The organism is Chryseobacterium sp. II3a, from assembly GCF_057815135.1.
Window position 1 is genome coordinate 222,343 of record NZ_JBYPZJ010000003.1, and the last position, 25,883, is coordinate 248,225.

Below are 25,883 nucleotides of genomic sequence, written 5' to 3' on the forward strand. Positions count from 1 at the left end.
AACTCATGAAAAAAATATTTTTTGCCGTTTGTATTGTAACCGCTTTTCTATCAGGATTTGCCTTTAAAGCTGTTACAGAAAAAGAATCTGATGATCTGAAAAGAGTAACTGGAATCGGAGGTATCTTTTTTAAATCTAAAGATCCAAAAAAAATGAGAGAATGGTATCAAGAACATTTAGGTCTTGAAGTTAATGAATACGGATCCGTTTTTGAATGGTATCAGGGAGCTGATAATTCTAAGAAAGGGTTCAGCCAATGGAGCCCTTTTAGTGAAAAAACAAAATATTTCCAGCCTTCTGAAAAAGATTTCATGATTAATTATCGTGTACAGGATCTTGAAAAGCTTGTTGAACAGCTAAAAAAAGAAAAAGTAACGATTCTTGATAAAATTGAGAGCTATGAATATGGAAAGTTTGTCCATATAATGGATCTCGAAGGCAATAAAATAGAGCTTTGGGAACCTAATGATATTGAATATGAAAAACTAGGAAAAAGCATAGGAAGCAAGACCACAAAATAAATTATATTTTGTTCCGGATTATTAAATAAAAAATAAACTAAATCAAAGCATCTGTGCCAATCTGTGAAAATCAGTGGTTACATAAAAATTACCACAGATTGCACGGATTTTTTAGTATAATATTTTATCAACTATCAATCACCTTGTCTGCAAAACAGAAAATATTTCCAAGTTTGATACTGGAGTAGCCATTACTTTTTATCTTGGAAGAATTAATCATAGCCTTTGCTAAAATATTTGTAGGTAAAGGCTTTTGACTTTCCAATAGTCCTAATTTATTAGCAAATTTTATAATCCGGCTTCCCAGTACTTCACCGGTTCTTTCGGAATCTTTTCGCTCAAGCATTCCGGGTTTAAAAATGGTAATTTTATTGAAATGTAATTGTTTCACAGCTTCTTCCAGTTCGCCCTTCATCTTGGAATAAAAAATCTTAGATTTAGGATTGGCTCCATAAGCTGAAACCAGGATATAATCTTCTACCTCATTCTCTTTGGCTGCTTTAGCAAATTCATATTGATAATCAAAATCTACTTTTTTCTGTGCATCTTTGCTTCCGGCATCCTTTAAAGTAGTTCCCAGACATGAAAATGCAACATCTCCTTTAACCATTCCTTTCCATTCTTCTGGCTTTTCAAAATCCACAACATGAACTTTTAGCTTATTATTTTCAATATTAACAGGTTTTCTTACAAATATATCGACTTCCTCAAAAGCCTTGTCATTAAGTAACTGATTAACCAGATCTTTTCCTGTAGCGCCTGTAGCACCGATTACTAAAGCTTTCATAACAATAGGTTTTGATGTAATGGTATTTTCTTTCTTAAATTTACTAAATTTGATTAAAAGATAAAAGATAAAAGATAAAAGATCTTATCATTAAACATTTTGTCTACCATTTATAAATTTATTAGTCACATACGCATTACTTATTATTAATTACTCATAAAAACCATGGATGCCAACGAAATACTAGATTATTGCCTTGCTAAAAAAGCGACTACTGAGAGTTTTCCTTTTGACAATGAAAGCCTTGTATTAAAAGTAGATACCAAAATGTTTCTGCTGATGGGACTAGAAAGGCAGCCATTGTCGATCAATGTAAAAACAGATCCGGAGTGGAGTGCAGAACTTAGAGAGCAATATCCTCAAATTACAGGAGCTTATCATATGAACAAGACCCATTGGAACTCAGTAGCTGTAGAGGGTTTAAAAAGAGAACTGATTTTAAAATTAATAGATCATTCTTATGATTTGGTATTTAAATCTCTTACTAAAAAAGTTCAGAATGCCATCAATAATTCTTAAAGTCTTCGGTTCATATTTATGAAGTGAAAGGTTTTCAGGTATGAATTTTGTTATCAAATATCTGTGAAATAGTAAAATGACATCAATTAAAAATAAAAATATATGAAAAATCACCTTTTATTATTCATGGCAGCTGGCGCATTGACGCTCTCAAGCTGTAATAAAGCAGAAAAGAAAGCAATGCCTGAGCCTGCAGTCACTGAGCAACCTTCAGAAAATTCTTCTGATAACCTTAAGTTAGAATTTGTGGGAACCGATAACTTTACCATTAAAAATGCTCAACTTAAAGTAAGCCTATATGGTGTAGATGCTAATTTAGCAGATGCTCCCGCGACCTTACTTGAAGAAAAAGAATATGAACAGAAGTCAGTGCCGTTTACCATTAATTTTCAAGTGCCTAAGGATGCGGTCAGTAAAATTAATCCTAAACCAGCAGGTCCTGTTAAATATTATGTTACCTTAAGCTGGGATTCTGACGGAAACGGAAAGGCTGACAGTAAAGGAGATATAGCAATTGATTATGATAAAGCATTTCCTACTGTGATGATGAATAATGAAACTCAGAAGATCAATTTAAAAATATTGAAATAAAACTAAAAAGGCTATTCATCACTGAATAGCCTTTTTTATATTTTAAAAATTAAATTCTTCTGTTAATCGTTTATCTTCGTCTAGGCGCTCAATAAGCTTTTCCAATCCTTCAAACTTGATTTCATCATGAAGAAAATCTCTGAATTTTACAGTAATTTTTTCGTCATAAATATCATCGTCAAAATCAAGGATGTACACTTCAACTGTTAATTTCTCTCCATTTACCGTAGGATTTGTTCCGATGCTCAGCATTCCTTTATATTGCTGGCCTTTTACTTGAACTTCTACAATATAAGCCCCTTTTTTAGGTAAGAGCTTAATAGATTCAGTTTCAATATTGGCAGTTGGATATCCAATAGTTCTTCCGATTTTCTTTCCATGAACTACTGTTCCGGAAACAGGGTAGAAGTATCCCAACATTTCATTAGCTTCTTTAATATTACCCGTTAAAAGAGCATTACGAACTTTGGTAGAACTGATGTTATTCTCATGAATATTAATCGCTTCCATTTGTTCAACCTCAAAATCGAGTTCTTTGGAAAGTTTCTGGAGAAGTTCAAAATTTCCGCTTTTATTTTTCCCGAAAGAATGGTCATATCCTATAATAAGGTATTTTACATTAAGCTTATCAATCAGGATCTGACGCACAAATTCTTCTCCGGTAAGATTTCTGAATTCTTCATCAAATTCTTTAATGAACAGATTGTCAATACTGTACTTTTCAATGCGCTGTTGCTTTTCCTCTATGGTATTCAGAAGTTTTAAATCTTCATTAGGATTAAAAACAAATCGGGGATGTGGCCAGAAAGTAAGGATCGCAGTTTCCAGATTATTTTCTGTTCCTACTTTAATGAGCTCATCGATAATACTTTTATGTCCAAGATGTACCCCGTCAAACATGCCTAAAGACAATGCTAGAGGCTTTTGAGAGGAATAATCTTTAAAATTCTTGAAAACTTTCAAAACGGGAAAAATTTGACTGCAAATATAGATATAATGTAACAATCTATCAATATAACAATGAATCAATATTTTTTTCAGGGAAATAGGGCTTTTAGAATGGTAAACTGCTGCATGGGTTAATTTCTGAAAAGCATGATAAAAATCTTTTTTTTACCAATTGCGGGTTTACGAAGAATCACTATATTTGCACCAAGAAAAAATTTAGCAATGGCAAACCAAATTAAAGGTAAAATTTCTCAAATTATTGGTCCGGTAATCGACGTTGTCTTTAATGATGTGGAAGCAGTTCCAGCAATCTACGACGCGTTAGAAATTACAAAAGAAAACGGTGAAAAAGTAGTTTTAGAGGTAGAACAACATATTGGCGAAGATACAGTAAGATGTATTGCAATGGACGCTACTGATGGTCTTAAGAGAGGTCAAGATGTAATCGGATACGGAAATCCTATTACTATGCCAATCGGTGAGGCTGTAAACGGAAGACTATTCAACGTTGTTGGTGATGCTATCGACGGACTTCAAGATATTTCTAAGGAGGGTGGTCTTCCAATTCACAGACCAGCTCCAAAATTTGATCAATTATCAACTTCAGCAGAAGTTTTATTTACAGGTATTAAAGTAATCGACCTAGTTGAGCCTTACGCAAAAGGAGGTAAAATTGGATTGTTCGGTGGTGCCGGTGTAGGTAAAACTGTATTGATTCAGGAGTTGATTAACAATATTGCAAAAGGACACGGAGGTCTTTCTGTATTCGCCGGAGTAGGTGAAAGAACGAGAGAAGGAAATGACCTTTTGAGAGAGATGTTAGAATCTGGAATTATCAAATATGGTGATGATTTCATGCACTCTATGGAAAATGGAGGTTGGGATCTTTCTAAAGTAGACCTAGAGGCTATGAAAGATTCTAAAGCTGCATTCGTGTTCGGACAGATGAACGAGCCGCCAGGTGCAAGAGCTAGAGTAGCACTTTCTGGTCTTACATTAGCTGAGTACTACAGAGATGGTGGTGAAAGCGGACAAGGTAGAGACGTACTTTTCTTCGTAGACAACATCTTCCGTTTTACACAGGCTGGTTCTGAGGTATCTGCACTTCTTGGTCGTATGCCATCAGCGGTAGGTTACCAACCAACTCTTGCTTCTGAGATGGGAGCGATGCAGGAAAGAATTACTTCAACTAAAAATGGTTCAATTACTTCAGTACAGGCGGTATACGTACCTGCGGATGACTTAACTGACCCGGCTCCTGCTACAACGTTTGCTCACTTAGATGCAACTACAGTACTTGACAGAAAGATTGCTTCATTAGGTATTTACCCAGCGGTAGATCCATTAGCATCTACTTCAAGAATCCTTTCTCCAGAAGTAATCGGTCACGATCACTACAACTGTGCTCAAAGAGTAAAAGAAATTCTTCAAAGATATAAGTCACTTCAGGATATCATCGCGATTCTTGGTATGGAAGAACTTTCTGAAGAAGATAAATCAGTTGTTTACCGTGCAAGAAAAGTTCAGAGATTCTTATCTCAGCCTTTCCACGTAGCAGAACAGTTTACAGGTATTCCAGGATCTTTAGTAGATATCAAAGATACTATCAAAGGATTCAACATGATTATGGACGGTGAATTAGATCACTTACCAGAAGCAGCTTTCAACTTGAAAGGAACTATCGAGGAAGCTATCGAAGCTGGACAAAAAATGTTAGCTGAAAACGCTTAATAATTAGACCTAAGATTTTTAGACGTGAGATGAGAGACATTCCATATGTCAGAATCTTTTAATCTTTCAATCTTTTAATCTTTTAATCTAAATTAAAATGAATATAAAAATTTTAACACCAGAATACGTAGTTTTTGAAGGAGAAGTAAGCTCAGTATTATTGCCTGGAAAGAATGGTGAATTTCACATCATGAAAAACCATGCAGGAATCGTTTCTTCTTTAGTTGGTGGGAAAGTAAAGCTGTTTACAAACTCTGTAGATGAAGCTTTCGCAAAAAACCTAACCAAAGAAAATGATAAAGATTCTATCTTTTCATATTCTATCAAGAGCGGTGTTGTGGAATTTAATCATAACAAAGGAATTATCCTTTGCGAATAATTAAATGAAAAGCTAAATATATTTTCAAAAAAGTGTAACTTTGGTTACACTTTTTTTATTTTATGTCAAGTCATGTAAAAATCTGATTCTATGAAGAAAAGTATAATCATATTCTTTACAATTTTGGGTATTTTCCTCAATGCTCAAAATATTAAAACCAAAAGAGGAGTTATCAATTTAGACGGAATCCCGGTGGCTAAAATCTCCAATAAATCTAATGAATATACTTTTATGGATTTAAAAGAAACACCTATTTATACGATAAAGTTTATTGATAAAAGTATCGTAGATTCGGTTAGGGATAGTTATATACAAATCAATAGAGTATATAACAGGGATAAAACCATCGAAGTTGACTATTCTTCACCTTCTGCATTTTCTGGAGAAGAAAAGTCAGCAGTTTACACTTCCGTGAAAGATTTTAAAATCATTGATAATAAAGGGATCAATGTAAAGACCCTGGATGAATTGTTTTCCAATGTTCCCAAAAGAAAACTGGACAATAAAACAAAGGATGCCTACACCATCAGAAAGAAGATTGATAAAATGAATCTCGAAGTCAATAAAGTAGGTGAGATCCTCAGCAATGGAGTTCCTGTAGGATATTTTACCAATTTACCGGTAAGCTTTGGTTCTGATGATAAAATTATGGAGAAAAGCTTTCTGGACATAGAAATTTATGATGCAAAAAGCAAACTTATAGGTAGATATATTACAACTACAAAACAGTTGAAAACAGCTGGTGGGAAATCTTTCACCCTTTTCAAAGAGATGTCCGGCAGAGCCTCAATCTTAAAATATCCAACTTATAAAGCGCTGGCAGAACGTATGGCCATCATGGATCCGAATTTTATTAAGGTTCAGGAAAAGGTAACGGTAGGTCCTGTTACAAAAGATGTTCCTAATTGAGCCGATATCGAATTTGATTTAACACATAAAATATTCCCTTAGAAGCATTAATTCTAAGGGGTTTTATTTTAGTGAGTCTGTGTAATCCGAATATATTGCATTATGGAATTTTATAGTTTCATTGCTTTTGGAATAAGAGTATTATATAAAAAATTATAAGATTCTTTTGCATTAAATATTTCTTTGGATTTAATTAAATCTCTGTCCGTATGGCTAGGAGCATGCCATACAACCATAACACTATCAAATGAAGATTCTTCTTCAATTATTGATAGCCACAGTTTTATATTGTACCCTTTTTCAATTTCAAGATTATACATTATGATATCATATCCATTAGCATTAAATTTCTCAAAATCATTTTTGGAGCTATCAAAATCATATATTTTTGTTAAGGCTATAAGTTTAGACCATAAATCCCTACTAATCATGCCTAACTTATAATAATTACTGTTTGAACTGGTTTTTTTAAATTCATGAACTCCCAAAATTGTATTCATTTCGTTTTTGCAGAGTTGGTGAAAATGAATGTATAATTTCAATGCCTGGCAAAAGCTTTTATGTTCTGATTCAAATAGAGATGTATAAGATGAAAAAAGTTGTATCAGAGTTTGATTTTCACCATATTTTCCTCTGTAAATGAACTCCTCAACTGTTTGGTCAGAATGAATTAATGTAGATACCTCTTCATAGTTTAGAATAATTGAAAAGTCTTTTCTTTTAACTTCTAGAGCAAATGTACCATAATCACGATGCCTCAAATGGGGTAAATAACCATTTAGAAAAATATTTTCATCATTATATGAAATGTTGTTGTCAGCATGACTCATAGAAATAGTATAATTGTTTTCTACTACAGAAGAAAATAATTCTAAAAAGTCAACATTTAGATATTGTGCAATTTTTTGCAGAGTCTCTAAAGTTGGATTCCCATTAATCATATTACTCAAGGTAACACGACTTATATTCATTTGACTAGCTAAGTCATTTATAGTCATGTTTTTTGACTTTAATATTTCCTTTATTCTTAAAATACTTGCCATATTTTTTATTATAAATATATAAAAAAGAATAATATAAAAGTATGGTTATAATTTTTATTTTATAATAAGTAACGGTTTAAATTTGTTTTTAAGAGAAATAAGCTACTTTTTAGTGTGTGATAAAAACTTGCTATATTGAAATAAAAAGGATATCCAAAGAAATAGAGCTAATTTTAAAATCATCTATTATTATTTATTTATAAAAAAATAATAATAGTATTCAAGAAACGGGCCTTTAGCTAAAATTTACGAGAGAAAAATAAAAAATCCTTTAATTAGAAAATCCCTGAGAAAAATCAGAACAATTTTACAAACTCAAAATTACCCCGTTTTCCTTCAATTGTTGCATTGGTTTTGAGAACCAGAACAATTCAAAATCTTCAAAATTTTCTTCAAACTGATTCTTAAGTTGCTGAGCTGTAGGTTTTTTCTGATTGTCTACAGAATATTCTTCCAAAATACCCATCAGCCATTCTGCTGTGTCATGTTCCAGTTCAACCTTTATAATATTAGTTTTTAGATGGAATGTAAGAAGCGTATATGTACCAGAATATTTCTTTTTATTTTTTACGCGATTCTCGGCGATTACGTTTTTGGTTAAAAAGACAATTTTTGAATTTCCTTTAAATTTAAAATCTTCTTCTTCCAATAAACTGTCATGAATATAATCGGGATGAATGGTTGTTCTCGGGATTTTAAAATCAAACCATTCCTGAAGAGGAAGTTCAAAATTAATTCCATGCATATAGTTGAATAAGGACTTTTTTAACCCCGAACTAAATTGATCATGATTGATTCCGGTCTTGTCTGTAAAATCGATATCATTATTAGCAAATAGAATTTCCTGTTTGAGGGGAGTAACTCCAAATTCTTCCGGGTTCAACCCAACAGGTGAATGGGCAGTCATTGCAAACTGATGCCAAAAACCACTTTGTAAAATTCCCATCTCAAATAGCTGACGAACCATTTCCATAGAATCAATCGTTTCTTGAATGGTTTGTGTTGGGTAGCCATACATCAGATAAGCATGAATCATGATTCCGGCTTCTGTAAAATTTCTTGTCACTTTTGCCACCTGCTCCACAGAAATTCCTTTATCAATTAATTTCAGCAAACGATCGCTTGCTACTTCCAAACCACCAGAAACGGCAACACATCCAGATAGTTTTAGTAAATAACATAAATCACGGGTGAAGCTTTTCTCAAAACGAATATTGGTCCACCAGGTAACGACAAGATTTCTACGAAGAATTTCAAGGGCAACTTCTCTCATTAAAGCAGGTGGTGCAGCTTCATCTACAAAATGGAAGCCAGTTTCTCCCGTAGTTTTGATAAGTTCTTCCATTCTATCTACCAGAATTTTAGCAGAAATAGGCTCGTAGATTTTAATATAATCCAAAGAAATATCGCAGAAAGTACATTTTCCCCAATAGCATCCGTGGGCCATAGTTAGTTTATTCCATCTTCCATCGCTCCATAAACTGTGCATAGGATTGGCAATTTCAATCACTGAAATATATTGGTCCAGTTTTAAGTCTGTATAATCCGGAGTACCAATATCTGCCTGTTTATAATCGTGTCTTTTGGAATTATTTTTATAAACAACTTCTTTATTTTCAAGTAAAAAAGTTCTTTTATACTGAGGTTCTTCATTTTGGTCAGAATGAAGAATATTTTCACATAGAAGCTCGAGAGGAATCTCACCATCATCTAATGTTATAAAATCAAAAAACTCAAATACTCTTTGATCCTTGATCTCTCTTAACTCTGTATTGGGAAAACCGCCACCCATGGCAATTTTAATTTGCGGAAAATTTTTCTTTATAAACTGTGCGCTTCTGAAAGCTGCATATAAATTTCCAGGAAAAGGAATAGAAAAACAAACCAGTTTAGGTTGAACAGTTTCTATTTTTTCTCGAAGAATGACCAAGGTGAAATCATCGATAAATGTTTCTTTATCAACTAGTTTGTTGTACAATTCATCAAAAGAATTGGCACTTTTTCCAAGACGCTCGGCATATCTGCTGAAACCGAAGTCGGTATCAATATTTTCAACAATATAATCTGAAATATCCTCCAGATATAAGGTTGCTAAATGCTTTGCTTTATCCTGTAAACCCATGTTTCCGAAGGCAAATTCCATATCGTCCAATTGATTGAAACGCGAAGCTTCCGGAAGAAAGTTCATACTGCAGATTTGTCTTGCCAATGTTGGAGTTTTTCCTTGTAAAAAAGGAATAACCTGATCGATGGTTTTTAAATATTCATCTCTTAAAGCATAAATCCTCTGGGAATTTTCAGAAGCATTCTGAAGATCAATTTCTTTGTTGAATACCTTTTGTAATCCATCCCTTGAAAATAACTCCAAAATAACATCTATTCCCAAATCCATTTGATAACTGGGAATATTCTTAGTATTTAAAAATCCTTTAATATAGGCTGTTGCCGGGTAAGGAGTGTTAAGTTGGGTAAAAGGCGGAGTAATAAGAAGCAGGTCTTTCAACAGAAATTTTTTGCAAAGTTATTCTAAAGTTTTTTTAGAAAAAAATTTTTTGCTCTGATTATAGACAGGTCTGGATGTTGTTATCTGCATCTATTTTTTTCTTGTATGATTTTTCCCGCGGATCACATAGATTTCGCAGATAAAATGTAGTTGTGGTATTGGAATGCTTGACGAATATCATTGAATATAAATTTTTTAAACGCAAAGGTTTATTTTTCGATATGTAGTGCTTTAAGGAGGCAAAGTATGGAATCAATTTCATTGATTCTTTTTTAAGCGAATTATCCTTCTTCAGCGACAGAGTCGTTCTTCTTTGCTGCCTAAAATAAAGCAGTAGGATTACTAGAACTTTGCGTTTTAAAAAAATTATTCTTACAATATTTTATTAAAATAGTTTTTCTCCCACAGATTTCGCAGATAAAATGCAGTTGTGATATTGGAATGCTTGACGAATATCATTGAATATAAATTTTTTAAACGCAAAGGTTTATTTTTCGATATGTAGTGCTTTAAGGAGGCAAAGTATGGAATCAATTTCATTGATTCTTTTTTAAGCGAATGTATTATCCATATAGCTTCTTCAGCGACAAAGCCGCTTTTTTTTGCACCCTAAAATAGAGTATTAGAATAGTTAGAACTTTGCGTTTTAAAAATTATTTAAACATAGCATCGGATGGATTATTTTTGATAAAATTGAGAAAAGACTCTTCCTCAAAATAGCCATTCTCATCTAAAATTTCAGGTTTTAAAACTTCTGCTTCATTGGATCCATCTAAGGTTATTTTTTCAATATACCGTCCTGACTTTCCTTCTATTTCATTATGAAGACTTATTAAATATTGAGAATGTATATTTCCTTCTGCAACAGTGTAATGCCCATTTTCTGCAATAAGGGAACTGGTGATATTTCCATTACTATATGTTTCATTATCATTACCAGATGCTCCGAACAAAATATTGCAGGAAAGGTTTCCAGCACAATAAAGTGAACCGTTGACAATGATATTTTTTGCCTGTATATTTCCAATAACAATAAGCACAACATAATCCTCAATAAAAAGATTTTCGGAAAGTTCCATGTCTTGTTCTAATAAGATGATTTTATATCCTTCTCCATCTTTTGTAGTTAAATCAAGAGTGTTGGATTCTTCATTTTTTGCAAGGATAATTTTAGGCGGGTCATCATCATTATTGGATTCTAGAGAAGCTGCTTTTATTTTTTCTGCAGTTTCCTTATCCAGCATTTCAAGAAATTCTGAAAGATCTTCTTCATCTGAAGAGTGATTGTCAAAAAAAGTAAAATCTAACGTTGATGAAACTGTAGAGTAAAAATTTTCTGAGTTATTTTTAAGCCTGGTATATAGTTGATCTTTTGTGAGTTGTTGTAGTTCTTTCATAAAAATTGGCTCTATTGCATCTACTTATTCTACAGAAATATAGGTAGATGCAATATAAGGAGATCAGTTAGATTATGCCAGAAAACCAAATTTATTCTCAAATATTTTTCCAATTACCGGAATAGGTTTTTTCTGTTCATTGGCAGCATTAATAATTCCGAAGATCCATAAGATCAAAAGAATCACCCCAATATAATTCAAAAAAGATAATACTGGTATAATAGGGACTATAATGGAAAGAAGAACATTGATAATAACAGTTAACAGAAAGAACCCTAATCCTTGTTCCAAATGATAATTAGCCAGTTCATTTTTACCATGGAGGTCTTTACTTTTAACATAAGCGATAATCCATCCAATGATGGTGACATAGCTTAAAATAGAAATTGTTTTACTGTTCATATTGAATATTTTCTGTCAAAAGTAATCATGATGCTTCTTCCCATCAATAGAGGGTTGGCTAATGGTAACTTTGAATTGGTATTCTGTTGATTCCTGCAGAAAACGATACTTTTAAGATACTAATCTTCTTTCATCAGTTTAAAAAAAGCATCCTTTTTCGCCCTTGATATCGGGATACTGGCACCGTTTTCCATTTCAATCATTCCTTCTCTGGAATAGCTTACAATATAGTTCGTATTGATAAGATACGATTGATGTACTCTAAAGAAGTCCGGGGGAAGAAGAATGCTCTCGTAGTTTTTAAGAGGTCTTGAGATCATGATCTTTTTTCCGTCATTAAGGTAAAAGGTAGTGTAGGAACCTGAAGTTTCACAATGCATAATCTGGCTGATTTTCACAACATGCATTGCTTCCTGGGTAGGAAGAATGATCCTTTGAGGAGTTTTGTTCAGATTGTTATTGAGTTCGCTTACCTGTCGTTCTTCAAGGAATTGATCTTTTAATTCTGAAATTCTGTCAATTGCTGTTTTAAGCTCTTCAGCATCAATCGGTTTTAATAGATAATCCAAAGCACTGAACTTGAAAGCCCGAATGGCATATTCTTCATAAGCCGTTGTAAAAATCAAATGAAACTTTCGATAGGTAATATGTTGCAGTACATCGAAGCCTGTTCCATTTTTTAGCATAATATCCATAAACACAAGATCGGGCTGTAGCCTGTCAATAAGTTTTGCAGCTTCATCAGCACTCTCTGCATAACCTATGATTTGCACTTTATCCGGAGCAACCATTTCCAGCATAATGGACAATGCTTCCCGTAAGTGATATTCATCTTCTATAATGATTGTTTTGTACATACTTTATAATATTGGAATACATAATGTTACCATACAGCCTTGCTGACCATCCTTATCATTAGTAAGTTCTCTTACTTCAAGTTTAGCTCTTGCATTATCTTTAAGCATAAGAATTAATCTTTCATCGGTAATCTTTGTTGAAAGAGAACGGTGAGAATCATCCGTTTTTTGCTTTCGGGAAGCAGTAAGCCCGATTCCATTATCCCTGATGGCACAGATAAGGAGATTTTCTTCCGGTTTTTCTTCAAAATTAATGAATAATAATCCTTTTTGGAAGGCTTCCAAAGGTTTTAGTCCATGTTCAATAGCGTTTTCAACAAAAGGCTGGATTAGAAGAGGAGGAATATGAAGTTGCTGATCTACAGATTCATCACATCGTATCTGGTAATTAAAGCTTTGATTTAATCGGAGCTGCTGGAGTTCAATATAATTTTCCAAAGTTTGTATTTCTTCTTCCAGGGTAATTGTTTCCATGCGTGATTGCTCCAATACTCTCCGGCTAAGTTTTGCAAATTTTCCAAGATAGAGTATGGCAAGAGCTGTATCCTTTCTGAGAATCATTCCCTGGATATTTCCTAATGCATTAAAGATAAAATGAGGGTCCATTTGAGACTGTAATAAGCGTCTTTCCAGGGAGAGTTTTTCTGCTAAATTTTCAAGGGTTTCCTTTTCCAAAAGCTCCATTTTAAGTTCGTTATTAGTCTGTTGCTGATGAAGAAAATCTTCTCTTTTCTGATGATAACGCTGTCGGAAATAATAAGATCTATACATAAAAACCAACCCAATCAGTAAAACAGCAGAAATTCCGTATCCTAGTACCTGATTTTTTTTCTGAAGTTTATTTTCCTGTTCCAGCTGCTGAATACGAGCCATTTTCTTTTCAGATTCATATTTAGCATCAGCATTCTGAAGGATCTGTTGAGTAGATTCGTCGTATTTTAGTTTGTTATATTTGATAAAAAATGTATCATACTCAAGGTAAGCTTTGTAGTCTTTTTCTTGTGCGGCAATATTTTTCAGACATTCATAAAATGCAGCTAAAAGATAATTGTCTTTGTAGGGAAGGGTTTGCTGATAGGCAATTCCTTCTTTAAAAAGATTTTCTGCGGTTCTATATTCGCCTTTTGATACATAAAACTGTCCCCGTAGGCCCATAGAGCTTCTATATACACTTTTGATTCCATATTGTTTTCCAATGGCTAAGGCTTTTTCCAATGCTGATAAAAATGAACTTTCATCTATTGGCTTGGGACCATTCATATATAAAGCAGCGAGATTGATGTAAGCAATTCCTATATTACTTTTACTATCTATTTTGGACTCATTCCTTTCGATAAACGTGATGGTTTGTTTAAAAAAGGAAACAGCCTCTTCCCATCGATGAGTTTCTCCCGCTGCAATGAGATCGGAAAGGTAACTTCCTACCGCCAGTTTTGCATGGAGAATACTTTCCGGATTTCCAGATTTTTCTCCGAATGAAAGTCCTTCATCAGCATACTTTTTAACTTTTTCGGGAGAGACTGGTGAAAAAAGATAGGAGATATCGGCTCCGAGTTTGGCAGATTGGTCGTAGCTCTGCATAGTGTTGAATAAAGTATAAGCCTTCAGAAAATAGGTGAGGGCTTGTGATTTATCATCAGTATACGACTTAAGATATCCCATTGCTGTATTAGCAAAAGCGCTTGCACGCTTGCTCTTTAAAGATTTGGCAATATCATAGGATCTTTCTGCATACTTTGTGAATTCCTTGAGATGAAGAAGACGTTTATGGGTTAAAGCGAGATAAGCACTACAAATGACCTCATCCTCTTTATTCCCTGATTTTTGTGAAGCTTGAAGCGCACCCATCTGTATTTTGAGGCTGGCAGATGAGTCTGTAAATCTTTTGGAATAGCCTTCACTAGCTTGATGTTCTATTGTTGATATTTGCTGAGCTTTTATAGTGTTCAGTGAGATCCAGCAAAACAGAAAGCAAAACAGAACGCTGGTTATATTGTTTTTTTTCTTCACGATGTAATTGATACGTTGGGCTAAATTATACATTGTGGAAGGATTGACAAAATGAAGATAAGTTTAAAATGCTGATTTTAAGAAGAAATTTGGGCCTAATCAGACATGTTGCAGCTATTTTTTTACCAAATACCAATTCAAAATGTATAAATACCAATTGATACTGGTACAAGTATATTTGAATATTTAATCTTGCATAGATTATTAATGTAATAACCATGAAAACTATATATAAATTCCTGACTTTCCTTATTTTATTTTTTCCTGCTAAAATACTGTTCTCACAGCAGACGGATGAAAAGCGAATGAAAATTGAAGTATCTGTGAAGGATGGGAAAAACCAGATTGCTTCTGTTATCAAATCTTATACAATATCTTATAACAGAACTTTAATAACCCCTGAGAATAATAAATCAGGGGAGACCAAAGCATTTTACATATCATTGGATTTTGAAAAGCAGGATATTGCTTTTTTAAGAGCATTTGTCCAAAATAAAGCCGGTTTGGACGGCCAGATTACAGTAACGGATACTTATGGGAAATTACCTTCCCGAAAAATTGAATTTCAATCTGCCACAATGGATATCATGAATGATCAGGCAATGGGAGATTACACAGGAATGTTCATCAATCTAAGTTGTAATATTCTTACTATTGATGGCCTGAAAATAGAACATTAAATTCCACAAATGATGAAAGAAAACACAATATATTGAATGCATTAAAATTTCTGAAATGAAGTATCTGCAGTTTAAAGATATTAAGCATAAATTTCCAAAAGATAGCTGGCTGTATTGGCGGAATGAAAAGCACGAAGGAGAATTTGATGATGGCTGGGTAATTTATATTGAACATGATGTAGAAGTACAGAATCTAAACCTGGATGATCCTTTCCCGGTTTTTCTGACTGTAGAAAATCAGAATGAAATCAATCAGGAAGATTGTCTTGCCATTCTTATTGAAGGAAATCTTACGGCAAAAAATATCTATAATCATGAGCCAGACGGTTCTATTTGCTTATGTGTATTGGGAAACCTTGAAGCAGATAATATGATTGTTGGTGGACAGGAACTATACATTACCGGAAACCTGAATGTAAAAGATTGCTTTTGGGGTGACTACAATCATGGAGATCTTATTGTAAAAGGAGAAATGAATACCCGAGTATTTGTTGCTACGGAGGGTTACCATTACGATTACAAAAAAGAAAGTATCACTGCCGAATTCTTCCTTTGTGATGAAGAGGAAGAAGATGGAATTTTCGATCGTAGATTTCCTGCAGCTATTTTTCCAGAAAAAATACTGTATGCAGAAGATGAAATAGATGAAGAGGACCTTTTTACCTGGCATGCCTGGCTTTCCCGTTCTACAGCCATTATAGTGTTGGAAAAAAATGATTCCATTATTAAAAAAGATATTCTTCTTTCAAAAGAGGATCAAAAAGAGGTCGAACTTGCCTCTATTCCAAGGTATTTTGAAAATACACAATTTAACGACTTGCCGTCCTTTCTTCTTCAGCTGAATAATTTTCATACGCTGATGAGTATTGTGAAATTACATAAGGAAGAATATCAATATTATACTTTTCAAGAGTATGAAGTACAGATACATCCTGACATAGAAGCAGGGCAAGCTCATGTCATGTTTACTCATTCATCAGGTTTTATATTTTTTATCTGCATTGTAACAGATGAACATGGTAGGAAAGTACTATCAGCTGTGTACAGAGAAAATGAAGAAGCCTCATTTCTGAATGTTTTTCATCCGGGAGTTTCCATACATTATATTACTCAATTAAACATTTTATGGAACGATGTTCTTACCAGAGCAGAACGGGGAGCTTACTTCTATAATAAATTCCTGAAGACCGTTAATCCTATAGAAGTTCTTAGTTATCTCAATCTTGCTATGGTACAGGAAAAATACAACGATTATAGAGATGGAGATAAAAATAATTTCTGGTATGGCGGATATTGTTTCCTGATGCGGAGACATGGCGAACGAGGCCTTGTGGGAAGTCTTGATATTGGAAAGGAGAGAGAAACCGAAATTTTTGATATGAGAACCTATTGTTTTCGTCCGGATGAACTCGAACAGCCTCAAAAATGTAATCTTTTTTACGCATCAAGCCAGGAAAACCTTACCCATGACAGTTATTCAGGTGACGGAGAAGTGTTTAAAGTATTTCTTTATGACTGGGAACTCTTTAGAGAAGCCACAGAATGGTATCCTAAAATAGGAAAAGCTTTTACAGCGATGAATGAAGAATATCTTGAAGAAAAGAATACATAAATCTATAGAGAAATACTGTGAATACATTACATCATGAAGCCATTGAGGCATTCCGTCAGAAAAACTATGCTGTTGCTGCTAAAAACTGGATAAAAGGACATTCGCTTCCAGAGGACAAAGAAGAATTAAAAGAAATTTATCTTTGGGCTAATTCTTTAAATGAAACTTCTCCTGATGCTGATCTTTGTGCTATATTAGGACTTATTGCCCTGGATCATTACGAAGTATTTACGGGTAACCGTGAAAAAGCCCTTCTTCAGTGTATAGAGTGGAGTAAGCAGGGCATCAGTATGAGCCCGAATCATCCTTGGTGTCATCGCCATGCAGGCTCTGCTTTCTATTGGTTAAATCAATGGAAAGAAGCTGTTCCTTATTATGAAAAAGCAAACTCCTTAGTTCATTCACCAACTTTACAGATAAGACTGTTCACGATTCATAATAAAGAAAATACTAATCCTGATTTTCTCTTGCTGGATGTGAATCCTGAAACTTCCGAAGCAATGGAAGCCTATAATGCCGGTGTTGAAATCAATAGAATACTCAGAGAGAACCCTCAGATGTCTGAATTTGAAAAGGAGAGGCTTACCCAATTGAAAAGAGATTGTTATACAGTGGCTTATCATCTTTATCATAAAACATTGGTGGAAAAAAGCGGAGATCTGTACAATGAAGATCCTCATACTTTTGCGATGTGCTGTAATAATTTAGCCGCAGAATTGATCAGTCAGGAAAAATATGATGAAGCCATTACTGTGACTACAGAAGGAATGGAATTCAGTTACTTTATGTACATTCTTCAAAACAGGTTTTATGCCCACTTTGAAGCAGGAGATTTTAAAAAAGCTGTAGCAGATGGGGAACAGTTCATGCAGGATTTTATAGATGATATGGATTCTGTAACGTATTTCTATAGTATAGATCAGCTTTGCTACAGCTATATGGAATTGAAAGATTATGAATCTGCAATGGAATGGATAAATGCAGGATTGGAAAGTTATCATGATTTAGAAGCAACAGATCCTTTACTGACCCATCCGGAAATTGCACAGTGCTTTACCAATTTTTATATCCATAAAGCAAAAATTGAAGAACAGACAGGAATAAAACCAGATACAGATTTTGCCTCTAAGGAAGCTGATCGTATTTTGGAAGAAATGCCGGATAATCCCAGTATATTAATCAGTCGTTCCAATATTTTTGTAGAGGAAGAAAACTATGCAAGAGCGCTGGAATGTCTTCAGTATGCTGTACATTTTGCATCAGAACAAAATAAAGTAAGATCTGCACAAGTAGCTTTATACAATATGGGATATATTCAGGTAGCAAAACTTCATGATGAAACAGCAGCATTGGAAAGTTTTGAACAGAGTATAGCTTTAGGAAATGAAGATTTTTGGTGTTACTATTGGGCTGTTCATTGCGGATATCACTTACAGGAAAATGAAAAGACGGTAGAATATGCTTTGCTGGTCCTTCCGATTTTACCACAACAGCAAGGGGTAGCAGAAGATATTGTAGCAGAGATTTACGAACATCTAGGAACAGCACAATTAGACTTAGCTCAATATGCAGAGGCAGCAGAAAATTTGAAATTGTCTTTACAGTATAATCATTCACCCATAGCAGAAGATAATCTAAAAACTGCTGAAGCAGAAAATAAACGTAATAGTTCCGGAGGCTTTTTCAAAAAGATATTTGGGAAATAGTGAGGTTTGAAGCTGGAAGCTGGAAGAGGGAAGTTGTGAAGGTTATAAGAAAGACACCTTTTTTGACTTAATGAAAGTCGTTTATCATATCTTTCATTAATTATACAGCAAATAGAAACTTCCAGCCTCCATCTTCCCGCTTCCATCCTAAAAAATAAAACCCCGAAGAAGATTTTCCTCGGGGCTATTTTTATCATTACATTAAGTTTTTTAAGCATGAGCAATGCTTTTCCTATCTGAAATCACATTCAGGATAACTCCCAGTAAAATAAGCGTAATTCCAATTAGTAGATTGGTGGTAAACTTTTCATTAAACATAAAGACACTTACCATCACCGCTACCACAGGTTCCAGTGCTCCTAAAATAGCAACCGGAGTAGAACCAATACTCTTAATGGCATATACCAGACATAAACTGGAAATAACCGTAGTAAGAAATGCAAAAATAAGAAAGTTAACAAAGATTGCCGTTGAAGGAATCGCAAAGGATTGATGGCCTATCCCAGATTTAATCATAAAAAACAAAGAAGTGAAAAGCATAGAGTAGAAAGTAAGTTTAAACCCTGAAACTTTCAATTTCGATTTGTTGACAATCACCATATAAAGGGCATAAAACAGTGAACTGAGCATAACGATTCCCAATCCTGCAAAATTGATCTCAAAGCCTTTTCCTTTCAGGCATAAAACAATAACTCCGGCAAAGGCAAGCAATAATGAAACGATAGACAGCTTGGTCAGTTTCTCTTTATAAAAGAAAAACATAATCAAGGCTACAATTACCGGGTAGATGAATAGAACTGTAGAAGCAATTCCTGGGGTGAGAAAATCATATCCTATAAACAGAAATTCTGAGGAAAGAGCATAACATATTCCGAGTATAGCTAATATCAAAGCTTCCTTTTTATTAATTCTGAAATTTTGTTTGGAATAGATGAGGTATCCACCCACCATTAAGGCAGAAAAGAAAAACCTGTAAAACAGGGTAATATCCATTGAAAAATGAGCCTGCTTAATTGGCAGGATAAAAATCGGGATCAGCCCATATGAAACTGCTGATAAAACGCCCAACAAATAACCTCTAAGTTTCATTTGCTTTTGATAGTTTATAGTTTTTAAAACAAAAAACCACTGAATCAATCAGTGGTTTTTTTTATTTGTTTAAAGATTAGATCGGTTTAAAACTTAATCCTTGTTCCTGCAGCAATAGTTGTTCCTGCTCTTTATAGTAACCACTTACTAATTTATCGTGAATCGCCTCAAACGCGGCCAGGGTTTCATTAATTTCTGAATCCGTATGAGATGCGGTAGGAATCAACCTTAAAAGAATCATTCCCTTAGGAATTACCGGGTAGACCACTACCGAAGTAAAGATCCCGTAATTCTCTCTAAGATCTTTTACCAATAGAGTAGCTTCTACAGGGGTTCCCTGCATCATTACAGGAGTTACACAAGTATTTGTATCACCGATGTTAAATCCTCTTTCTTTTAATCCGCTCTGTAATTTTTCTACATTTTCCCAAAGTTTAGCTTTGATCTCAGGTCTTGATCTCAATAGCTCCAATCTTTTTAATCCTCCGATTACCATTGGCATTGTAAGAGATTTTGCGAAAATTTGTGATCTTAAGTTGAACTTCAGATATCTGATAATTTCTTTGTCACCCGCAAGGAATGCTCCGAAACCAGCCATTGATTTTGCAAAAGTAGAGAAATATACATCAATCTGATCATTACAATCCTGTTCTTCACCTACTCCGGCTCCAGTTTTACCTAATGTTCCGAAACCATGAGCATCATCTACTAAAAGTCTGAACTGATACTTTGATTTAAGCTCACAAATTTCTTTGATTTTTCCCTGCTGGCCTCTCATTCCGAAAACCCCTTCAGTAATCACAAGGATTCCTCCTCCTGTTTCTTCCGCAACTTTAGTCGCTCTCTGAAGGTTTTTCTCAAGACTTGCCATATCATTGTGTTTGTAGGTAAATCTTTTACCTGAATGAAGTCTTACTCCATCCACGATGCAGGCATGAGAATCCATATCATAAACAATAACGTCATTTCTGCTTACTAGGGCATCAATGGTAGACACCATTCCCTGGTAACCGAAATTCAATAAGTATGCTGATTCTTTTTGTACAAAGTCTGCCAATTCTCTTTCCAACTGAAGGTGCTGATCTGTTTCTCCAGACATTGCCCTTGCTCCCATTGGATAGAACATTCCGTATTCTGCAGCCGCCTTCGCATCTGCTTCTATTACTTCAGGATGGTTACATAATCCTAAATAGTCATTGGCACTCCAGAAAATTACTTCTCTACCTTGAAACTGCATTCTCGGGCCGATAGGTCCCTCTAATCTTGGGAAAATAAAATATCCTTCTCCGTAATCTGCAAATTGTCCAAGAGGTCCTGGATTTTCTTTTATTCTTTCAAAAATATCCAACATTGTATCGTAATTTTTAATTAAAAAAGCCTTTCTTGTAGAACACGCAAAAGGCTTTATTATATCGTGATTTTATTTGTTCTATTTGATAAACTCTGTCTTGAAGACTTCGTCGTAATTGTGGACGCAGTTGTTCACAAATCCCTGTTCGGCCATCCATTTATCACTATATACTTTAGTGATGTATCTTGAACCGTGGTCAGGATATATTAAAACAACCAGATCATTTTCAGTTAATTCATGAGAATTAGCATATTGCATAAGTCCCTGCGTTACAGCTCCTGTTGTATACCCTCCCATAATAGCTTCCTTTAAAGCAATTTCACGGGTTCTGTAGGCTGACATCTCATCATTAACCCTTACAAACTCATCTACCTTATCGAAAAGAAGCGCGGCAGGGATCAAATTTTTTCCCATTCCCTCAATCTGATAAGGATGTACATCTTCCTTGTGAATCTCACCTGTCTCGTGATAGCTTTTTAATATAGAACCATCTGCATCCACCCCAATAATTTTAATATCCGGGTTTTTCTCCTTCAAAAACTTTGCTGAACCAGATAAAGTACCACCTGTTCCGGTACAAGCAAAAAGGTGAGTGATCTTACCTTCTGTCTGTTCCCAGATCTCAGGACCTGTAGTCTGGTAATGGGCATCAATATTCAGTTCATTAAAGTACTGATTGATATAAATCGAATTGGGAGTTTCCAAAGCAATTCTTTTCGCCACTTCATAATAAGATCTAGGATCATCCGCTGGTACATTGGCAGGACATATATACACAGTAGCTCCTAAAGCTTTAAGATAAGCGATCTTTTCCGGTTTGGTCTTGTCGCTTACCGCAAGAATACATTTATATCCCTTAATGATACATACCATTGCAATAGAAAACCCAGTGTTTCCTGATGTAGTTTCTACAACTACGGAATCTTCTTTCAATAAGCCTCTTTTCTCTGCGTTCTCAATAATATGAAGTGCGATTCGGTCTTTGGTGGAATGTCCAGGATTATATGATTCTAACTTGGCATAAACGGTTGCTGGAATATCTTTTGTAACAGTATTTAGCTTCACCATAGGAGTGTGTCCTATTAGGCCAAGAATATTATCGTAAACATTACTCATTATTTGTTATTTTCAATAAAAATCTGACTGCAAAAATACAAAAAAATAAATAATTACTAAACTTTTGTTTGATTTCTAGGCCATTGTTTCGTAAAAAAATATTTTCTTGTTTACAGTTTAAGCAGGAGTATAATCGCAAATTTTGCGCCAAGTTTTTAAATTTTGTTAAAAACAATATAAAATAATATAAAAGCCTTATTTTCGCATAATTGATTTAATACTATGAAAAATTGGACTTTTAGGCAATGGAACACCGTTTTAGGATGGGTGATTTTCGTCATTGCGTTTTTCACGTACTTGTCCACAATAGAACCCAATTTCAGTTTTTGGGATTGTGGTGAGTACATTTCTTCTGCAGTAAAACTTGAAGTAACGCACGCTCCCGGAGCTGCTTTATTCCAGATAGTGGGTGCCGTGGCAGCCATTTTTGCATTAGGGAAAGGCGAAAATTACTCCATCGTAATCAACGCGATGTCTGCATTGTGCAGTGCGCTGACTATTTTATTTTTGTTTTGGACGATCACTCACTTTGTGAGAAGACTCCTGAACAAAGATTTTGAAGAAATTACAAAACATCAGGAAATTTCTATCCTGTTTGCCGGAGCGGTAGGAGCATTGTGCTTCACGTTTTCAGATACCTTCTGGTTCTCGGCAGTGGAAGGAGAAGTTTATTCTATGGCTTCTATGTTCATCGCGCTCTTGGTCTGGTTAATTACGAAATGGGAAAATGAGTATCAGGCAGCAGACAATGAAAGATGGATTATCCTTATTTTCTTCGTTTTAGGACTTTCCGTTGGGGTACACATGATGTGTATGCTGGCTACTCCTATGGTATGTCTTGTATATTATGCAAGAAACTATAAGTTTACCTGGAAAAGTTTTATCTGGGCAAACCTTATTACATTATTAATTCTGAGTTTAGTCTTCAAAATTATTTTCCCACTCATCATGACGATGTTCGGAAGACTGGAGATCTTCTTTGTAAATGGTCTTGGACTTCCTTTCCACTCAGGAACTATTGCAGCCTTTATTCTGATGGTAGCCATCTGCTATTTCCTTATTAAGTATGCAAGAAAAGCAAAAAAGAATATTTATCAAACAGCTGCTCTATCTGTAGTTTTTATGATGATTGGTTTTTCTTGCTGGATGGTGATTCCGATCAGAGCGAATGCAAATCCTCCAATGAACCTTAATGACCCAGATACTGCAATTGGTATGCTGGATTATTATAACAGAGAGCAATATGGTGACTGGCCAACGATTTATGGACAGAACTATACGGCTTTCCTTGACGCTAACGGAATCCAAAAGAACGAAGATGGAAGCTTTAAAACAAAAAAGACCGGAGAGATCTTCGAAAAAGATGAGAAAACCGGAACTTATAGAAAAACCGGAGACCGATTCAATTATATTTTCAGTCAATCTCAGGTGAGCTTAATGCCAAGAATGTTTAATGAGGATAAAGATGTAATGTCAAACTACATTTCAATGTATGGAGCTCCTGATTTTACTTTCAATTATGCCAATGAAGATGTGGCAGATAATCCTCAGGCAAAGCAGATTTTTGACGAACTGAGAGCTAAATATGATGATAAATCAATTACAGCTGCAGATTATTTAAAGGTAAAACCTTATAACCTTATCAATGTTCAGAAGCCTTCACTGCTTCAGAATATGGACTACTTTATTTCTTTCCAGAACGGATATTACTTTGTAAGATACCTGCTATGGAACTATGTGGGTAGACAGAATGACCTTGAAGGAAATATGGAAAGTACTAAAGGAAACTGGATTTCCGGTATTCCGTTTATTGATAACGTGAATGTAGGAAACCAGGATAAAATGCCTGCTAAGTTTAAGAATGAAAGTACAGTAGCGTTTTTCTTCCTGCCATTAATTTTAGGATTAATCGGGTTCTTTTTCCAGCTGAACAGAGACTTTGGTAGATTCTATGCTTTACTATCTTTATTCATTATTACCAGTGTCGGAATTATTTTCTATACAGGAGTAAAACCTTTTGAACCGAGAGAAAGAGATTATGCAATGGTAGGTTCATTCTATGCCTTTGCCATCTGGATTGGGTTGGGTGCAGGAGCTATTTTATGGTTTGTACAATCTAAAGTGAAATCCAATGGTGCTAATATTGCATTAGGGGTTGTATTGCTAGGAGTTCCTTTCATGATGGGCTTCCAGAACTATAATGTTCACGATAGAAGTAACAGATATACAGCTTATGATTATGCGTATTCAGTACTAAAATCATTGCCGAAGAACGATATTTTGTTCGTATATGGTGATAATGATACCTACCCGGTTTGGGCAATCCAGGAAACGGAAAGATTCAGAGATGATGTGAAAGTGGTGAACTTCACTCTTGCTTCAACACCTTGGAATCTTGATCAGATAAAAAGAAGAACATACAATGCAATGGGAATTCCAAGTGAACTGACTCATGAAGATTACAGAGATGGAGTGAATGACCAGATCTATATGATGAAGAAGGAAGATTGGGAAGGGGTTTTCTCTATGCTGAAAGAACAGGGAGTTCCTGATACAGAATTCAAAGATTTCAGAAAGTACCTTACACAGGATTCTTTAACCCTGAAAGATGCCATCAAGTTTATCAAATTCAAGTCTCCTGAAAAAGACCAGTTATTGAAAATGTATTTTGGAGAAGAAAAATATGAAAAGTATAACATTCTTCCGGTAAACAAATTTATTCTTCCTGTAAATAAAGAGAATGCTTTAAAAGCAGGAATTATCAACCAGGCAGATCTTCCGAATGTAGCCAATCAGATTATGATTACTTACAAAGGAAACACATTATATAAAAACAACCTGATCTTAATGGATCTATTGGCAAACTTCGATTGGAAGCGCCCTATTAACTTCTCTTCAGGAGGAATTTATGACAGTGAAAATATTTTCTACCTGAATGATTATCTTCAGTTTGACGGGTTCAGTTACAGATTGATTCCAATTCAAACGCAGCCTTCAGCAGACGGAGATATGGGAAGAGTAGACGCCAATAACCTTTATAATGTAGTGAAAAACTTCAGATGGGGTAACTTTAAAGATCTAAAGGCTCACTTTGATGAAACGGCAACTTCTAATATCATCAGCTACAGAATGTCAGCGAGCAGAGCTGCTTCAGCATTGGCATTAAGCGGACAGAAAGCTAAGGCAATAGAGATCCTTGATCTTGCAGCAAAAGAAATTCCTGCTGAAAAATACAATGATCCCCGTTCTTTAAGCTCAATTGTAAGCGGATATATTATTGCAGGACAGGAGCAAAAAGGATTACAGCTGGCAGAAGTGCTTAAAAAAGGAATTTTTGAGGAATATGATTATTACTTAAGCCTTTCTAAAGCAGATCAGAGCTACGTGAGAAGACAGATGAGAACAAAACCAATGGAATATTCTCTTGTGGTAGCCGCGGTTACAGATGCTTATACTAAGATCGGACAAAAAGAAAAAGCGTATGCTTATCTGGTAAAATCTATAGAACCGATTGATAAAAAATTCAATGCTTTTGTAAAAGAACTTCAGCAGATGGGCAAAGAAAAAGCAATGAAAGAATCTGAAGATGTTCAAAAGATCACTCCATTCTACCAATATTTATTTGATGTAATGGAACCTTTTGATTCAACTTACTCTAAAGAGAAAGAAAATCAGATCACTTCAGCGATTATTAAAGCAACACAATAAAACACTTTTAAAAACGGAACTTCG

At 34.7% G+C, this 25,883-nt stretch carries 21 protein-coding genes; 10 read left to right on the forward strand and 11 right to left on the reverse strand.

Features of this window, described 5'->3' with window-relative positions; translation table 11 throughout:
• Positions 1–5: 5 nt before the first annotated feature.
• Positions 6–521, forward strand: a complete 516-nt coding sequence (locus tag AC3HD6_RS09555) for a VOC family protein (protein WP_488896121.1) — start codon at positions 6–8, stop codon at positions 519–521.
• A gap of 127 nt (positions 522–648) precedes the next feature.
• Here the strand turns inward: AC3HD6_RS09555 and AC3HD6_RS09560 are convergent, their stop codons facing one another.
• Complete coding sequence (locus AC3HD6_RS09560) at positions 649–1,308, reverse strand: NAD(P)H-binding protein (RefSeq protein ID WP_488896122.1); 660 nt, start codon at positions 1,306–1,308, stop codon at positions 649–651.
• A 165-nt stretch (positions 1,309–1,473) separates the two neighbouring features.
• Here AC3HD6_RS09560 and AC3HD6_RS09565 point away from each other — a divergent pair, with 165 nt between their 5' ends.
• Both AC3HD6_RS09565 and AC3HD6_RS09570 read left to right on the forward strand, forming a co-directional pair.
• Positions 1,474–1,827 (forward strand): MmcQ/YjbR family DNA-binding protein, encoded by a 354-nt coding sequence (locus tag AC3HD6_RS09565; protein WP_488896123.1) that lies wholly within the window; start codon positions 1,474–1,476, stop codon positions 1,825–1,827.
• Between the two features lie 102 nt (positions 1,828–1,929).
• Positions 1,930–2,418, forward strand: coding sequence for a hypothetical protein (locus tag AC3HD6_RS09570; protein WP_488896124.1), 489 nt, complete (start codon positions 1,930–1,932; stop codon positions 2,416–2,418).
• Positions 2,419–2,460: 42 nt separating this feature from the next.
• Here the strand turns inward: AC3HD6_RS09570 and AC3HD6_RS09575 are convergent, their stop codons facing one another.
• A complete protein-coding gene (locus tag AC3HD6_RS09575) occupies positions 2,461–3,381 on the reverse strand; it encodes a bifunctional riboflavin kinase/FAD synthetase (RefSeq protein WP_488896125.1) in 921 nt (306 codons plus the stop codon).
• Between the two features lie 207 nt (positions 3,382–3,588).
• Between AC3HD6_RS09575 and atpD the strand changes: the two genes are divergently transcribed.
• The 3 genes from atpD (at position 3,589) to AC3HD6_RS09590 (ending at position 6,385) form a co-directional block, all read left to right on the forward strand.
• Positions 3,589–5,097 carry a F0F1 ATP synthase subunit beta gene (gene atpD / locus AC3HD6_RS09580; protein WP_115925816.1) on the forward strand — a complete coding sequence of 503 codons (1,509 nt, stop codon included), beginning with the start codon at positions 3,589–3,591 and terminating at the stop codon, positions 5,095–5,097.
• A gap of 97 nt (positions 5,098–5,194) precedes the next feature.
• Positions 5,195–5,476: a FoF1 ATP synthase subunit delta/epsilon gene (locus tag AC3HD6_RS09585; protein WP_068943447.1), complete on the forward strand. Its 282-nt coding sequence runs from the start codon at positions 5,195–5,197 to the stop codon at positions 5,474–5,476.
• A 90-nt stretch (positions 5,477–5,566) separates the two neighbouring features.
• A complete protein-coding gene (locus tag AC3HD6_RS09590) occupies positions 5,567–6,385 on the forward strand; it encodes a hypothetical protein (RefSeq protein WP_488896126.1) in 819 nt (272 codons plus the stop codon).
• 110 nt (positions 6,386–6,495) lie between these two features.
• On the opposite strand, the gene AC3HD6_RS09595 is transcribed toward AC3HD6_RS09590, so the two are convergent.
• The 6 genes from AC3HD6_RS09595 to AC3HD6_RS09620 form a co-directional block, all read right to left on the reverse strand.
• On the reverse strand, positions 6,496–7,428 hold the full coding sequence (locus tag AC3HD6_RS09595; RefSeq protein ID WP_488896127.1) for a helix-turn-helix domain-containing protein: 933 nt from the start codon (positions 7,426–7,428) through the stop codon (positions 6,496–6,498).
• A gap of 307 nt (positions 7,429–7,735) precedes the next feature.
• A complete protein-coding gene (locus AC3HD6_RS09600; RefSeq protein WP_488896128.1) occupies positions 7,736–9,931 on the reverse strand; it encodes a B12-binding domain-containing radical SAM protein in 2,196 nt (731 codons plus the stop codon).
• 653 nt (positions 9,932–10,584) lie between these two features.
• On the reverse strand, positions 10,585–11,328 hold the full coding sequence (locus AC3HD6_RS09605; RefSeq protein WP_488896129.1) for a hypothetical protein: 744 nt from the start codon (positions 11,326–11,328) through the stop codon (positions 10,585–10,587).
• Between the two features lie 72 nt (positions 11,329–11,400).
• Complete coding sequence (locus AC3HD6_RS09610) at positions 11,401–11,730, reverse strand: DUF4870 domain-containing protein (RefSeq protein WP_068943443.1); 330 nt, start codon at positions 11,728–11,730, stop codon at positions 11,401–11,403.
• A 119-nt stretch (positions 11,731–11,849) separates the two neighbouring features.
• Positions 11,850–12,587 carry a LytR/AlgR family response regulator transcription factor gene (locus tag AC3HD6_RS09615; protein WP_488896130.1) on the reverse strand — a complete coding sequence of 246 codons (738 nt, stop codon included), beginning with the start codon at positions 12,585–12,587 and terminating at the stop codon, positions 11,850–11,852.
• 3 nt (positions 12,588–12,590) lie between these two features.
• Entirely contained in the window at positions 12,591–14,630 is a 2,040-nt protein-coding gene (locus AC3HD6_RS09620) for a sensor histidine kinase (protein WP_488896131.1), read from the reverse strand.
• 185 nt (positions 14,631–14,815) lie between these two features.
• Here AC3HD6_RS09620 and AC3HD6_RS09625 point away from each other — a divergent pair, with 185 nt between their 5' ends.
• From AC3HD6_RS09625 to AC3HD6_RS09635, 3 genes are read left to right on the forward strand one after another with little or no spacing between them, the layout of a single operon-like run.
• Entirely contained in the window at positions 14,816–15,277 is a 462-nt protein-coding gene (locus AC3HD6_RS09625; protein ID WP_488896132.1) for a hypothetical protein, read from the forward strand.
• A gap of 55 nt (positions 15,278–15,332) precedes the next feature.
• Entirely contained in the window at positions 15,333–16,889 is a 1,557-nt protein-coding gene (locus tag AC3HD6_RS09630; protein ID WP_488896133.1) for a hypothetical protein, read from the forward strand.
• A 17-nt stretch (positions 16,890–16,906) separates the two neighbouring features.
• Positions 16,907–18,595 carry a tetratricopeptide repeat protein gene (locus AC3HD6_RS09635; RefSeq protein ID WP_488896134.1) on the forward strand — a complete coding sequence of 563 codons (1,689 nt, stop codon included), beginning with the start codon at positions 16,907–16,909 and terminating at the stop codon, positions 18,593–18,595.
• A gap of 210 nt (positions 18,596–18,805) precedes the next feature.
• Here the strand turns inward: AC3HD6_RS09635 and AC3HD6_RS09640 are convergent, their stop codons facing one another.
• The 3 genes from AC3HD6_RS09640 to AC3HD6_RS09650 all read right to left on the reverse strand — a co-directional run bounded on the left by AC3HD6_RS09640 (position 18,806) and on the right by AC3HD6_RS09650 (position 22,151).
• Complete coding sequence (locus tag AC3HD6_RS09640) at positions 18,806–19,684, reverse strand: DMT family transporter (protein WP_488896135.1); 879 nt, start codon at positions 19,682–19,684, stop codon at positions 18,806–18,808.
• 76 nt (positions 19,685–19,760) lie between these two features.
• Entirely contained in the window at positions 19,761–21,032 is a 1,272-nt protein-coding gene (locus AC3HD6_RS09645) for an aminotransferase class I/II-fold pyridoxal phosphate-dependent enzyme (RefSeq protein WP_488896440.1), read from the reverse strand.
• 81 nt (positions 21,033–21,113) lie between these two features.
• A complete protein-coding gene (locus AC3HD6_RS09650; protein ID WP_488896136.1) occupies positions 21,114–22,151 on the reverse strand; it encodes a PLP-dependent cysteine synthase family protein in 1,038 nt (345 codons plus the stop codon).
• Positions 22,152–22,373: 222 nt separating this feature from the next.
• Between AC3HD6_RS09650 and AC3HD6_RS09655 the strand changes: the two genes are divergently transcribed.
• Positions 22,374–25,859, forward strand: a complete 3,486-nt coding sequence (locus AC3HD6_RS09655; protein WP_488896137.1) for a glycosyltransferase family 117 protein — start codon at positions 22,374–22,376, stop codon at positions 25,857–25,859.
• Positions 25,860–25,883: the final 24 nt, after the last annotated feature.